This is a genomic window from Myxococcus stipitatus DSM 14675 (genome assembly GCF_000331735.1).
Taxonomy (GTDB): Bacteria; Myxococcota; Myxococcia; order Myxococcales; family Myxococcaceae; genus Myxococcus; species Myxococcus stipitatus.
On sequence record NC_020126.1, the window covers coordinates 3526888 to 3539986 of the forward strand.

General features: G+C 71.0%; 10 protein-coding genes. 4 read left to right on the plus strand and 6 right to left on the minus strand.

The features are described 5' to 3' along the window. The first annotated feature begins 178 nt into the window (after window positions 1–178). The 3 genes from uvrA (at window position 179) to MYSTI_RS13720 (ending at window position 7302) form a co-directional block, all read left to right on the plus strand. Window positions 179–5485: an excinuclease ABC subunit UvrA gene (uvrA, locus tag MYSTI_RS13710; RefSeq protein WP_015348356.1), complete on the plus strand. Its 5307-nt coding sequence runs from the start codon at window positions 179–181 to the stop codon at window positions 5483–5485. A gap of 67 nt (window positions 5486–5552) precedes the next feature. Then, window positions 5553–6128 carry a glutathione peroxidase gene (locus tag MYSTI_RS13715; protein ID WP_015348357.1) on the plus strand — a complete coding sequence of 192 codons (576 nt, stop codon included), beginning with the start codon at window positions 5553–5555 and terminating at the stop codon, window positions 6126–6128. A gap of 175 nt (window positions 6129–6303) precedes the next feature. After that, on the plus strand, window positions 6304–7302 hold the full coding sequence (locus tag MYSTI_RS13720) for a DUF5996 family protein (RefSeq protein WP_015348358.1): 999 nt from the start codon (window positions 6304–6306) through the stop codon (window positions 7300–7302). A 534-nt stretch (window positions 7303–7836) separates the two neighbouring features. Here MYSTI_RS13720 and MYSTI_RS13725 read toward each other — a convergent pair. From MYSTI_RS13725 to MYSTI_RS13745, 5 genes are all read right to left on the minus strand, one after another. After that, window positions 7837–8982 carry a hypothetical protein gene (locus MYSTI_RS13725; protein ID WP_015348359.1) on the minus strand — a complete coding sequence of 382 codons (1146 nt, stop codon included), beginning with the start codon at window positions 8980–8982 and terminating at the stop codon, window positions 7837–7839. 115 nt (window positions 8983–9097) lie between these two features. Continuing rightward, window positions 9098–9685: a DUF4136 domain-containing protein gene (locus MYSTI_RS13730; protein WP_015348360.1), complete on the minus strand. Its 588-nt coding sequence runs from the start codon at window positions 9683–9685 to the stop codon at window positions 9098–9100. Between the two features lie 130 nt (window positions 9686–9815). Next, entirely contained in the window at window positions 9816–10355 is a 540-nt protein-coding gene (locus tag MYSTI_RS13735; RefSeq protein ID WP_015348361.1) for a hypothetical protein, read from the minus strand. Next, the gene (locus tag MYSTI_RS13740; protein WP_015348362.1) at window positions 10352–10882 is read right to left on the minus strand and encodes a zf-HC2 domain-containing protein; all 531 of its coding nucleotides are present in this window, start codon (window positions 10880–10882) and stop codon (window positions 10352–10354) included. Before MYSTI_RS13740 ends, MYSTI_RS13735 begins: the two co-directional genes overlap by 4 nt. Next, on the minus strand, window positions 10882–11517 hold the full coding sequence (locus MYSTI_RS13745) for an RNA polymerase sigma factor (protein ID WP_084668144.1): 636 nt from the start codon (window positions 11515–11517) through the stop codon (window positions 10882–10884). The genes MYSTI_RS13740 and MYSTI_RS13745 overlap by 1 nt, the downstream gene beginning before the upstream one ends. Window positions 11518–11690: 173 nt before the next feature. On the opposite strand from MYSTI_RS13745, the gene MYSTI_RS13750 reads away from it, so the two are divergent. After that, window positions 11691–12269 (plus strand): TIGR02265 family protein, encoded by a 579-nt coding sequence (locus MYSTI_RS13750; RefSeq protein ID WP_015348364.1) that lies wholly within the window; start codon window positions 11691–11693, stop codon window positions 12267–12269. Between the two features lie 15 nt (window positions 12270–12284). Here MYSTI_RS13750 and MYSTI_RS13755 read toward each other — a convergent pair whose 3' ends face one another. Beyond that, a complete protein-coding gene (locus MYSTI_RS13755; RefSeq protein ID WP_015348365.1) occupies window positions 12285–12761 on the minus strand; it encodes a peroxiredoxin in 477 nt (158 codons plus the stop codon). Window positions 12762–13099: the final 338 nt, after the last annotated feature.

The following is a 13099-nucleotide window of genomic DNA, read 5'->3' on the forward strand; positions in this document are numbered from 1 at the left end:
ACCTCCTGCGTCGAGGGGGATTCCAAGCGGCGGGGCCAAGGGACGCCTCCCCGCGCGCTCGCGGGCCCCGTTGTAGCAAGCCGCCTGCCCTCCGCCCAACCCAGGCGGCCACCCCCCCGGGCGTCAGGCCACTTGGTACTGGCATTGAAATGTCAGGTCGTTAAACCTCCGACCTGAAATGCACAAGACCCACCTCGTAGGCGCCCGCACGCACAACCTGAAGGAACTCTCCGTCGACCTGGCCGAGGGGGAGCTGGTCTGCATCACCGGCGTCTCGGGGGCGGGCAAGTCGAGCCTGGCGCTCGACACGCTGTACGCCGAGGGACAGCGGCGCTTCGTGGAGAGCTTCAGCCCCTATGCCCGGCAGTTCCTGGAGCGGCTGGAGCGGCCGCCCATGGAGGCGCTGGAGCCTGTCGCCGCGGGTGTGGCGGTGGACCGGCGCGCGCCGGTGAAGAGCTCGCGCTCGACGGTGGCCACGCTGGCGGACGTGGAGCCGTACCTGTCCGCGCTCTTCACGCGTGAGGCGATGCCCGTGTGCCCCACGTGCGGCGTGGAGGCGGTGCGCACCGATGCGCGCTCCGCGGCGACGGCGCTCTTGCGCGAGTCTCCGGATGCGCCCGCCCTCATCGCGTTCCCGCTGCGCATCCCGGACACGGCGTCGTTCCTGGATGCCCGCGCGCGGCTCTTGAAGGACGGCTTCCACCGGCTGGTGGTGCAGGGCGAGGTGCGGGAGCTGGAGTCGCTCAAGCCCTCGGAGGCGACGGACTCGGCGGGGGTGGCGCGGGTGCTGGTGGACCGGGTGAAGCTGTCGCAGTCGCAGCTCTCGCGCGTGACGCAGGCGGTGGAGGACGCGTGGAACCGCGCGGAGGGCGAGGCCGTGGTGTGGGTGGCCGGCGGGGAGGCGAAGCGCGTGCGCCGGGGCCTGGTGTGTCCCAAGTGCGCGCGGGAGTTCGAGGCCGCGCGCCCCGGGTTGTTCAGCTACCAGTCCCCCGTGGGCGCGTGCGCGGCGTGCCGGGGCTTTGGCCGCACCATCGGCATCGACTGGGAGAAGGTGACGCCCAACCCGGCGCTGAGCCTGTCGGAGGGCGCCATCCGCCCCTGGTCCGGTGCGTCGACGGAGTGGGAGCGAGGCATGCTCCAGCGCTGGTGCCGCGAGAAGGGCATCCCCATGGACAAGCCCTGGTCCTCGCTGACGAACGCGCAGCGCGAGTCGGTGCTGGAGGGCGCGGGGGACTATGACGAGGGCCGCCAGTATCCCGGCGTGCGCGCGTGGTTCCGGTGGATGGAGAGCCGCACGTACAAGATGCACGTGCGCGTGCTGCTGGCGCGCTACCGGGCGTATTCGCTGTGCCAGAGCTGTGGTGGCGCGCGACTCAACGAGCAGGCCCGGGCGTACCGCGTGGGCGGGTTGGACTTGCCGGGGTGGCACGGGCTGGAGCTGACGGAGGCGGTGGCTCGGCTGGAGGCGCTGCGGCCGACGACGGGGCAGGGGGAGCTGGCGCGGCGGGAGCTGTCCGCGCGCCTGCGCTACCTGCGCCGCGTGGGCCTGGGCTACCTCACGCTGGACCGTCAGGCGCGCACGCTGTCCGGAGGCGAGGCGCAGCGCGTGTCGCTGACGGCGGCGCTGGGCACGTCGCTGACGGGCTCGCTCTTCGTGCTGGACGAGCCCACCGTGGGCCTCCACCCGGGGGATGTGCCGCCGCTGACGGAGGCCATCGCCGAGCTGGCCGAGCGCGGCAACATCGCGCTGGTGATCGAGCATGACCCGCTGGTCATCCGCTCCGCGCATCGCGTGCTGGAGCTGGGGCCGGGCGCGGGCCGGGAGGGGGGCCGGCTGTGCTTCGACGGCACGCCCGAGGCGCTCGCGAAGCGCGAGGACCTGCCCACCGGTCGGCTCCTCGCGGGGACGGGGGAGGCGCCCAGGACGCCGCGCAAGCGCACCGGCTCGCTGGAGATTCGCGGGGCGCGGGAGCACAACCTGAAGGCGCTGTCGGTGAGCGTGCCGCTGGGCGTGCTGTGCGCGGTGACGGGCCCGAGCGGCTCCGGCAAGAGCACGCTGGTGGATGAGGTCATCTACCGGCACCTGGCTCGGCGGCTGGGCGTGAAGGACGTGGAGGCTCCGGGCGCGGTGGACGCGCTGGAGGGCGCGGAGGAGGTGAAGTCCATCACCTTCGTGGACCAGTCTCCGCTGGGGCGCACGTCGCGCGGCAACGCGGCCACGTACACCAAGGCGTGGGACAAGCTGCGAGAGCTCTTCGCCTCCGAGCCGGACGCGGAGGTGCGCGGCCTGACGCCGGCCCACTTCTCCTTCAACGTGGACAAGGGCCGCTGCGAGGCGTGCTCGGGTGAAGGCTACGAGACGGTGGAGATGCAGTTCCTCGCGGACGTGGCCCTCCTGTGCGCGGTGTGCCGGGGCCGGCGCTTCAAGGAGGAGGTGCTCGCCGTCCGTCACCAGGGCTTCAGCGTGGCGCAGGTGCTGGAGATGACGGTGGCGGAGGTGCTCCAGCACTTCGGGAAGGACACCGCGCTCCAGCGCACGCTCGGGCCGGTGGCTCGCCTGGGCCTGGGGTATCTGCCCCTGGGGCAGCCGCTGTCCACGCTGTCGGGAGGGGAGGCGCAGCGGCTGAAGCTCGCGCGTGCCTTGGCCAGTGAGTCGAAGGACGCGCTGTTCATCATCGACGAGCCGAGCGCGGGCCTTCATGCGGAGGACGTGCGCCACGTCATCGACGCGCTGCACGCGCTGGTGGACCGGGGGGCCAGTGTCCTCGTCGTCGACCACGACGTGTCGGTGATGAAGGCGTCGGACTGGATGGTCGACCTGGGGCCCGTGGGTGGGCGCGACGGTGGACGGCTGGTGGCGGAGGGGACTCCCGCGGACGTGGCGCGAGGGAAGGGCGCGACGGCGGAGGCGCTCCGGGGCGAGCGTCGGGCGCAAGCGCGACCGTCGAAGGCACGCAAGGTCGCGAAGGACGCGGCGCCGGCCATCGAGGTGGAGCACGCGCGCGAGCACAACCTCCAGGATGTGTCCTGCAAGATTCCGCTCGGCAAGCTGACCGTCGTCACGGGGCCGAGTGGCTCGGGCAAGAGCTCGCTGGCGTTCGACGTGGTGTTCGCGGAGGGGCAGCGGCGCTTCCTGGAGACGCTGAGCCCGTACGCGCGCCAGTTCCTGCCGACGATGCCTCGGCCGGACGTGGAGCGCGTCAGCTCCATTCCTCCGTCCGTGGCGCTGGAGCAGCGCACCTCGCGCGCGGGTGGCACCAGCACGGTGGCCACCGTCACCGAGGTGGCCCACTACCTGCGCCTCCTGTTCGCGAAGCTGGGTGAGCCGCACTGCCCCAAGGACGACACGCCCATCACCTCCATGTCGCCGGAGCTCCTCTTCGCGCAGCTCCAGGCGATGAAGGGCGAGGGGACGGTGCTGGCTCCCGCGGTGAGGGCGCGCAAGGGTACCTACCTGGATGTCTTCACGGCCGCGGCGCGCGCGGGCATCACCCAGGCGATTGTCGACGGGGCGCTTGCCTCCACCGATGACCCACCGCGCCTGGCGAAGACGCGGGAGCACGACATCGACCTGGTCATGTTCGAGGGCAAGCTCTCCAAGCTGCCGCGAGACCTGTTCGACAAGGCGCTGGGCTGGGGACAGGGCGCGCTGAAGATTCGCGCGGGGAAGGGCGAGACGCTGCTGTCCACCGAGCGCACGTGTCCTCGGTGCGGCACCGCCGTGCCGGAGCTGGACCCGCGCTGGTTCTCGTTCAACACGAAGCAGGGCCGCTGCGACTCGTGCGAGGGCACGGGCATCCAGGGTGGGCCCACCGCGCAGGCCGAGGGTGAGACCGCGCCGTGCAAGGCGTGTGGCGGGAGCCGCCTGGACCCGGTGCCGCGCGGGGTGCGGTTGGAAGGGGCTCGCTATCACGAGGTGGTGCGGCAGTCCGTCGCCTCCGCGCTCGCGCGGGTGAAGGGCTGGAAGTTCAAGGGTGACCGGGCGCTGCTCGGCGAGCCTTCTCGTCAGGAGCTGCTGCGGCGCATGGAGTTCCTCGAGCGCGTGGGGCTGGGCTACCTCTCGCTGGACCGCAACGCGGCGTCGCTGTCGGGCGGAGAGATGCAGCGGCTGCGGCTGTCGGCGCAGCTGGGCGCGGGCCTCACGGGGGCGATGTACGTGCTCGACGAGCCCACCATCGGCCTGCATCCTCGCGACACCCACCGGCTCCTCGACAACCTTCGCGCGCTGGTGAACACGGGCTCCACGGTGCTGGTGGTGGAGCACGACTCGGACACCATCCGCGCGGCGGACCACCTGCTGGACCTGGGCCCCACGGGCGGGCGCGGCGGCGGTCGCATCCTGGCGGAGGGGCCTCCGGACGTGGTGCTCCAGGGCGACTCGCCCACGGCGTATGCGCTGCGCGAGTCCCAGGTGCGGCCTCCCTCCGGGCGCGGTGCGCCCCAGAAGTGGATCGAGCTGAAGGGCGCTCGCGCGAACAACCTCAAGCGCGTGGACCTGCGGCTCCCGGTGGGTCGGCTCAACGTCGTCAGCGGTGTCTCCGGCTCCGGCAAGAGCACGCTGGTGCGGCACGTGCTGTACCCGGCGCTGCGCGAGGCGCTGGAGTTGGTGTCCTCGAAGCCCGGGCCGTTCGACTCGCTGCGAGGCGTGGAGGCGGTGAAGCGGGTGATGTCCGTGGACCAGTCGCCCATCGGCCGCACGCCGCGCTCGGTGCCCGCGACGTTCCTGGGCATCTGGGATGAGCTGCGGCGCGCCTTCGCCGCGACGCCCGAGGCGAAGATTCGCGGCTTCTCCGCCGCGCGCTTCTCCTTCAACACGGCCAGCGGTGGACGCTGCACCACCTGCGAGGGACAGGGCTCCATCTCCCACGAGATGTCCTTCCTCCCGGACGTGGTGACGCCGTGCGAGGCCTGCGGTGGGGCCCGCTTCGACGCGGCCACGCTGGAGATCCGCTACCACGGCTTGTCCATCGGCGACGTGCTCCGCCTGTCCGCGGACGAGGCCAAGGACGTCTTCAAGGCCCTGCCGAAGGTGGCCGCGCCGCTGCAGTGTCTGTCGGACCTGGGCGTGGGGTATCTCCAGCTGGGCCAGGGCTCCAACACGCTGTCCGGTGGCGAGGCGCAGCGCTTGAAGCTGGCGTCGGAGCTGACGGCCTCCTCGCGGCACGAGCCCACGCTCTACGTGCTCGACGAACCCACCACCGGGTTGCATCTGGGGGACGTGGAGAAGCTCATCACGTTCATGGGGCGGCTGGTGGACCGGGGCGACACGCTGGTGGTCATCGAGCACCACCCGTCGGTCATCGGCGCGGCGGACCACGTGGTGGAGCTGGGGCCCGAGGGTGGCGAGGAGGGGGGCCTCATCGTCGCGGAGGGCACGCCTCGCGAGGTGGCGAAGGTGAAGTCCGCCACGGGCCGGGTGCTGCGCTCGCTCTTCACGAACGAGGAGCCTGCGTCGTCGCGACGGGGCTCGGGGGCTTCCCGGTGAGGCGGATGTCGGGGACAGGACAGAAGGCCGTGAAACGGGGCCGCGCCTTCGGCATTGTTGCGGCCGCATGAGAACCGTCCATGTGTTGACCCTCGTCACCGCGCTCGCCGTCACCCCGGCGCTCGCCTCCACTCCCTCGAAGTCCCCGCCCGCGAGCGAGAAGACCTCCATGTCCCTGCACGACCTGTCCGCCAACCGCCTCGACGGCAAGGCCGCGAAGCTCTCCGACTACCAGGGCAAGGTCCTGGTCATCGTGAACACCGCGTCGGAGTGTGGCTACACGCCGCAGTACGCGGGCCTGGAGAAGCTCTACCAGGAGTACAAGGCGAAGGGCGTCGAGGTGCTGGGCTTCCCCTCGAATGACTTCGGCGAGCAGGAGCCGGGGACCTCGGAGCAGATCGCGAAGTTCTGCGAGCTGCGCTTCAAGGTCACCTTCCCCATGTTCGAGAAGGTGAAGACGAAGGGTGATGGCCAGTCCCCCGTGTATTCCTTCCTGGCGAAGAAGCACGACGCGCCGAAGTGGAACTTCCACAAGTACGTGGTGGGCAAGGACGGCCAGGTCGTCGCGGGCTTCCCGAGCAAGGTGACGCCGGAGAGCGACGAGCTGCGCAAGGCGATCAACGCCGCGCTGGCGCAGAAGTAGGGCTCGCCGCCTCGCCGGCCCTGGAGAGCGGCCACACAGGCCGGCGCTCCAGGGCTCGGGGAGGGAAGGGCACCCGAGCATCGCCGCTCCTTCCGCCGTCCTCCCAGCATGCGACCCGAGGAGCCCCCATGGCGTGTGCGCCGCGTGGGGCCCACCGTGGCTGGAGGAGGCGTGCATGGCCATCGCGTCGACACCGGGACTCGGGACGAAGGAGGAGGCGTGGCCCGCGCTCTCCTTCATGGAGTGGAGGGACACCCTCGCCACGTTGCACCGCTACACGCAGGTGCTCGGCAAGGTGCGGCTGGCGCTGACGCCACCGGAGAACCACTGGTGGAACGTGTCCTTCCGAGTGACGTCGAGGGGGTTGTCCACGATGCTCATTCCCTATGGGAATGGGAGCTTCGAGGTGGACTTCGACTTCCTCGCCAACGAGCTGCGCTTCCTGACGAGCCGGGGTGATGTGCGCGTCATGGAGTTGACGTCGCGCCCGGTGGCGGAGTTCTACCGGGATGTGATGGCGACGCTGCGCTCGTTGGGCATCGAGGTGAGCATCTGGGACCGGCCGGTGGAGATTCCGGACGACACCACGCGCTTCAGCGAGGATGAGCACCACTCCATCTACGTCCCCGAGCAGGCCCGGCGCTTCTGGCGCGCGCTCCTGCAGGCGAACATCGTGCTGAAGGAGTTCCGTGCCCGCTTCACCGGCAAGTGCAGTCCGGTGCAGTTCTTCTGGGGGAGCTTCGACCTGGCGGTGACTCGCTTCGGAGGCAGGCCCGCGCCGGTGCGTCCGGGGGCGGACGCGGTGACGGCCGAGGCGTACTGCGAGGAGGTCTGCAGCGCGGGCTTCTGGCCGGGCACCGAGGCGCTGGGAGGCGCGTCCTTCTACTGCTACGCGGCCCCGGAGCCTCCGGGTTTCTCCTCGGCGAAAGTGGAGCCCGCATCGGGGGGCTACTCCAAGGACCTCAAGGAGTTCCTCCTGCCCTACGAAGCCGTGCGGCGCGCGAGCAACCCGAGGGCCTTCCTGCTCGACTTCCTGCAGACGACGTATGACGCCTGTGCGGACCTGGGGAAGTGGGACCGTCCGCGGCTGGAGCGGCCCCTCATCCTTCCGGACAGTGTGAAGGCCGCGCACTCCGTCTCGCCCGAGGGGTCTCCCGCCAGCGCGAGTCCGTAGCCGCTCAGCGTGAGCAGGGCCGCGATGAGGAGTGTCCTCGCGCGGCCCTGCACCATCCGCGCGCGTCGCTGTTCATCCGGATGGCCGGCGCTGCCAGGCGTGCGTGAGCAGGGCCGCGATGAGGAGTGCCTACGCGGCCGGGAGCCATCTGCGCGCGCCACCGTTCACCCCGACGTCCGGCGCTTCCATGCACGAGTGAGCAGGGCCGCGATGAGGAGTGCCTACGCGGCCGGGCGCCATCTGCGCGCGCCACCGTTCATCCGGACGTCCGGCGCTTCCATGCGCGCGTGAGCAGGGCCGCGATGAGGAGCGCTCCCACGAGGCCCAGCACCATCAGCGCGCGCCACTGTTCATCCGAACGTCCGGTGCTTCCATGCACGAGTGAGCAGGGTCGCGATGAGGAGTGCCTACGCGGCCGGGCGCCATCTGCGCGCACCACCGTTCACCCCGACGTCCGGTGCTTCCATGCACGAGTGAGCAGGGTCGCGATGAGGAGTGCCTACGCGGCCGGGCGCCATCTGCGCGCACCACCGTTCATCCGGACGTCCGACGCTTCCATGCACGAGTGATCAGGGCCGCGATGAGGAGCGCTCCCACGAGGCCCAGCACCATCAGCGCGAGCAGCCACAGGAAGACGCGGTCCACCAGCCCCGAGGCACGCTGGAAGGCGTGGTCCACCAGTCCGTAGCCGATGCGCTCGCCCTGCTGGAGCCCGTCCACTCGTTCGGTGTGAAGCGCGGAGAGCACCGCCTCGCGCTCTCCACGCACGTCCACCATCAGCGCCTGCCGCTCCGCATCGAGGAAGCGCTGGAGGGCTTCTCGCTCCGTGCTCAGTGCGCCAAGCACTTCGCTGCGCTCCCGCGCCACCAGCGCGGACGTCCCCGCCGCCAAGCCGCCAATCTGCTCCAGCACCTCCACGCTGCGCTCGAGGTCGCGCAGGACTTCCCTCGCGGGGAGCGCCCGCCAGGCCTCTTGCGCCAAGGACTCCGCCTGCCACCGGGCTTGTCGTGGCAACGAGGCCGCGTAGAGGTCCACGCGCGTGGTCAGGTCCCTCACCTCGTCCTCGAGCACCGCCGCAGTGCCTCGCAAGTTGACGCCGGAGAGCGCGGAGATGTCCGCGAGCAGCGGCACCGTGGACACGCGCGTGACGAGCGGACCCACGAGCGGATTCCGCGCGGCCCACTCGTGGACCCGTGTCCGCGCGGGCGACACATCCTCCTGGCCGGACACGTCCCGCCAGAGCGCCTCTATCTCGCCCTCCTGCTCGTGCACCATGCGCGTGGCTTCGTCCGTCGCATCGCGGGACGCACCGGCGCGCTCGGCGAACTGGGGCAGGGCGAGCTCGAGCTGCGCGAGCAGCGCCCACGCGTCCACAAGCGCCGCCACGGGGTCGGGTTGGAGCAGCGCGCCCTGCATCGCTGGCACCGCGTTGATCTTGAACGTGGTCATCGCCTCACGCACCGAGGCCGAGCCCGAGCGCGAGGCGATGTCATCCGCGGAGACCTCCAAGAGCCCGGAGAAGCGCCGGGCCATGTCTCGCACGCGGGCGCGCAGCGCATCCACGGACAGGTCCGAGCGCCCCACGCGCCGCGCCAGCTCCGAGCGCGGCGTCGCGACGGAGCACCCGCCCAGGACGGCAAGAAGCAGCGCGCAACCCACGCATGGGCGGAGGCGGGACATGGAGCCCGCTCAAGCTGCGCATGCCCTCCCGCCGTGGCGCGCCGTTCTCGAGGACAGGCCCACGTCCGGCGCACGACGCTCCCATTCGCCGGAGGCGCCGGACGTGCGCGCTGCCCTATTTCTTCCCGGCCTTGGGCGGGAAGCGCTCCAGGATCTTGTCCACCGCTTGAGTGACCTTCTTCTGCTGCTTCTCCGCCGACGCGTTCCCATTCACTTCCGACTGCGCCTTGCCGCGCCAGACGAGCTGCTTGGACTTCCCGTCCACCACGTCGAGCAGAATGGTGCCCTCTTCGTACTCGCGGACATACGTCTCCGGCGCCGCGGCGACGACGGGGCCACCCCAGTACGGGTCCCACATGGGGCTGTAGGGATAGCCGTAGTAGTTGTTGACCGTCTCGGCCTCCATCTTGTCCTGCACGGAGCCGTGCCAGCCCACGAGGAAGTCAGGGTTCTCGCTGGCGTCCACCTTCTTGTAACCCCGCGCCTGCAGCACGGCGTCGGCCGCCTGCATCACCTGGTTGCCCATGATGGGGTTGTAGACGCGCTTGTCGCCGCCCTCGGGCTGTGCGGCCCAGGCGTAGGACTTGTAAGCGTCAATCTCCTGCACGGCCGAAGGGTCGTAGTTGGAGCTGACGTTGATGCTCGCGCAGGCCATGAAGAGCCCCGCGAACAGCACGGGCGCGAGCCGCGAATGAAGACGCATGGGAATGCCTCCTGGTGCCGGCGCGACACGCGCCGTCGGCTCCTTGACGGTAGGCATGCCCTGCTCGACGTCCCCGGACGGGGACGCCCGTCTGCCCCGGACTCCAGTCCCATGGCCCCGAAGGGCGGGCTCAGTCGTCGCCGCGCAGGCCCTTGAAGGACTCGCCCTTCATCAGGCCCATGTGCTTGCCACCCCCCCGCGCCAGGGCGAGCGCCAGCTTCGCCCGCTTCTCCGGAGGCAGGCCCCGGGCCAGCGCCTGGTACATCTCCCGGTCCAGCGCGGCGATGCGCTCGCGGGCCTCGAAGGCGCGCTGCGCGGCGGTGTCCACCTGCGCCAGCGCGGTGCTGTCACCCCGCGCGGCCTGATGGAGCGTGCGCGCCGCATCCCGCACCTGCTCTCGCAAGGGACGGCGCTTCTCGTCGAACTGGCGCAGCGTCTCTTCCATCTTCAGCGCCTGCGCGTTGTCCAACTCCAGCGCATCCGACAGCGTCAGCACCTGCCGCAGTCGCATGCGCTGCTCCGCGCGCTCCATCCGCTGCTCGGAGCGCTCCTGCCGCTCGCTCTCACGCGCCTGCTCCGAGCCCTCCCTCGCGCCGGGCCTCGCCATCGCCAGACACGGCGCGAGCACCACGGCCATCACCACCCACGACTTGCGCGTCATCGTCTTCACAGCGTCTCTCCCAGCAGGTCGTCCTCGTTCGACGCGTCGAGGTCCTCGAGCGCCTCTTCGTCTTCCATCGCCGCGCCGGACTCCAGGGACTCCAGCCCCGCCCACGCCTCGAAGTCCGCGAGCGTCTGAGCCTCCACCTGATGGGCCTCGGTCGCCGCCTCCGGGGGCGCGGTGGCCCCGCCCGTGGCGCCACCGGGGCGCACCAGCCCCGGGACCAGGACGGCCATCGCCACCGCCGCCGCGGCGGCCAGCGTCACTCCCACCGCGCGCCGCCAGGGCGCCGGGCGCGCATGCTCGCGCTTCCAGGCCTCCAGCGTGCGCTGGGGCAGGGCCTCCTGGGCGTTCTTCTCGGCCGTCGTCGGCTCGGGGAGGGCGAGCAGCGACAACATCTCCACCGACGTGGCGAAGACCTCGCGGCACCCCCCGCACGACTCCAGGTGCTGGACCAGTTGCACTGTCTCCGCCGCGTCCAGCGCTCCCGCGGCGTGCAGGTCCAGTCGTGCTTCCTGCTCCGGGCATGCAGCCATCACTGCTTCTCCTCCGGCTCGGCCACCCGCGCCTTCAGACGCTTCACGGCCAGGTGGAACTGCACCTTCGCGTTGTTCTCCGTGATGCCGAGCGTCTCGGCAATGTCCTTGAACGCCAGCCCTCCGTCCACGCGCAGCGTCAGGACCTCGCGCTGGCGCCGAGGCAGGAGCAGCACCTCCTCGCGCACCCGCCGCGCCTGCTCGGAGCGCTCCAGCCCCTCCTGGGCGGACTCACCCGGAGCCTCCTGCGCCGCGTCGTCCGGCGCCTCCACCAGCACGGGCCTCCACCGGCGGGTGTTGCGCGCGTGGTTCTTCGCCAGGTTGAGGGCGATGCGCACCAGCCACGCCCGGAACGGGGTGGGGCCCCGGGGAATCCAGCGCGCGAAGACGCGGCGAGACGCCTCCAGCGCCCGCAGGAAGGCGGCCTGAGTCAGGTCCGCGGCGTCCTCCGGCCGGGTCGCATAGCGCCGCACCAGCGAGAAGACGAGCGACCGGTGCCGGGTCACCAGCACCTCGAAGGCCGTCTCCTCGCCGTCCAGGAACGCGCGGCAGAGGGCCTCGTCCGGCGCCCGCTCCAGGGCCAACCGTCGCGCCGGCATCGCCACCACCCGTCGGCCTGTGTCCCCGAGGCTCACGGCGCCTTCAACCCCCGGCCCGTCCCCAGGTTATTTTCCGCGCGCCTTTTTCCGAGGCGCCCCCGGCCCCAGGCCCAACAGCCCGTTGGCGGACACTCGCTTGCCTGGGCGGGTTGCTCCATGTGTTGGCCGACTGTCACAATGGGGCTGTTGGTGCAACCCACGGACTTCTCATGGTGCTGGAAGGCTCGGGCTCTCGCATCAAGGGGGGCGTGCTCATCTCCCGGCTGAACTTGCTGCGCCAGCAGGGCGGGCAGGTTCGCGTGGACCAGGTCCTGGGACGGCTGCCTCCCTCGGACCAGGCCCTGCTGCGCAAGTCGCTCCTCCCCGTGGCCTGGTACCCGCTGGAGCTCAACCTGCGGCTGGACTCCGCCATCGCGGAGGTGCTGTCCCCGGACGACGAGGGCCGGGCCTTCATCGAGATGGGGCGCGCGTCCGCGGAGGAGTCGCTGCGGGGGCCCCAGCACGGCTTCCTGCGGGCGGGAGATCCTCACTTCCTGCTGAGCCAGGCGGCGCGCATCTACCGGTTCTATTACGCGGTGGGCTCGCGCACGTACGACAAGACGGGGCCGCGCTCCGCCGTCCTGCGCACCTTCAGCGCGGAGAACGTCACGCAGGCGGACTGCCTCACCATCGTCGGCTGGCACGAGCGCGCCATCGAGCTGTCGGGAGGCCTGTCCCCCCGCATCACCCACCCCATGTGCCGGGCCCAGGGCGCGCCCCACTGCGAATACCACTGCTGTTGGGACTGAGCCGGGCGCCCGCCCTCACGCGGCCGAGTCGAGGGCGGCCGGGAGCGGGTGCTTCTCCAGGTAGGTCAGCACGTCGTCCAGGTGGCGGTACACCCGCAGCTCGTGGCGGATGACGTCCTCGACGCGGCCGTCCGGGTCGATGATGAACGTGACGCGCCGGTCCACGCGCAGCACCGGCCAGAGCACGTCATAGGCGCGGCTGATGACGCGGTCCGGGTCCCCCAGCAGGGAGAAGTGGATGTCCTCCTTCGCCGCGAACTCGCACTGGGTCTTCTGCGTGTCCACGGAGACGCCCACCAGCTCCGCGCCCAGCTCCTGCAGGCGCAGGTGGTTGTCCCGGAAGGCGCGGTTCTCGATGGTGCAGCCGAGCGTGAAGGCCTTGGGGAAGAAGAAGAGGACCACCCGGCGGCCCTTGAGCGCGGACAGGCTCAGCGGCACGCCATGACAGTCGATGGCGGAAAAGTCTGGCGCGAGGTCTCCGATGGCGAGCATTCCTGCACCTCCCTCCTGAGTGGCCGCGACGGGCCACCGATACCACGTTGATGGACAGGCTCCCGGCGCCATTTCCCGGGGAGCGTCACCCTCGTTCGCCCCACGACTCCGGTCCTGTGTCCTGGTGGAACACCGGAGAGGGGCGCGTCCTGCATCGCATGGTTCAAATCACCGGGGTGTTAAGTTCTCTTAAGGCTCGGCCGGGTGCCCGCACGGCGAGGGCCTCGCGCCCGGAACCAACGGCTGACGTCGGGTCCTCGGACGCCGCATGAGCCCACCTCCCGGGTGGGAAAAATCGTGACAGCCCTTGAAGACAGGCTAGGGTCAACCCGGGAGGT

Coding starts and splice junctions, on each gene's coding strand:
- uvrA (WP_015348356.1), top strand. CDS start 179: ATGCACAAGACCCACCTCGTAGGCGCCCGCACGCACAACCTGAAGGAA.
- MYSTI_RS13715 (WP_015348357.1), top strand. CDS start 5,553: ATGAGAACCGTCCATGTGTTGACCCTCGTCACCGCGCTCGCCGTCACC.
- MYSTI_RS13720 (WP_015348358.1), top strand. CDS start 6,304: ATGGCCATCGCGTCGACACCGGGACTCGGGACGAAGGAGGAGGCGTGG.
- MYSTI_RS13725 (WP_015348359.1), bottom strand. CDS start 8,982: ATGTCCCGCCTCCGCCCATGCGTGGGTTGCGCGCTGCTTCTTGCCGTC.
- MYSTI_RS13730 (WP_015348360.1), bottom strand. CDS start 9,685: ATGCGTCTTCATTCGCGGCTCGCGCCCGTGCTGTTCGCGGGGCTCTTC.
- MYSTI_RS13740 (WP_015348362.1), bottom strand. CDS start 10,882: ATGGCTGCATGCCCGGAGCAGGAAGCACGACTGGACCTGCACGCCGCG.
- MYSTI_RS13750 (WP_015348364.1), top strand. CDS start 11,691: ATGGTGCTGGAAGGCTCGGGCTCTCGCATCAAGGGGGGCGTGCTCATC.
- MYSTI_RS13755 (WP_015348365.1), bottom strand. CDS start 12,761: ATGCTCGCCATCGGAGACCTCGCGCCAGACTTTTCCGCCATCGACTGT.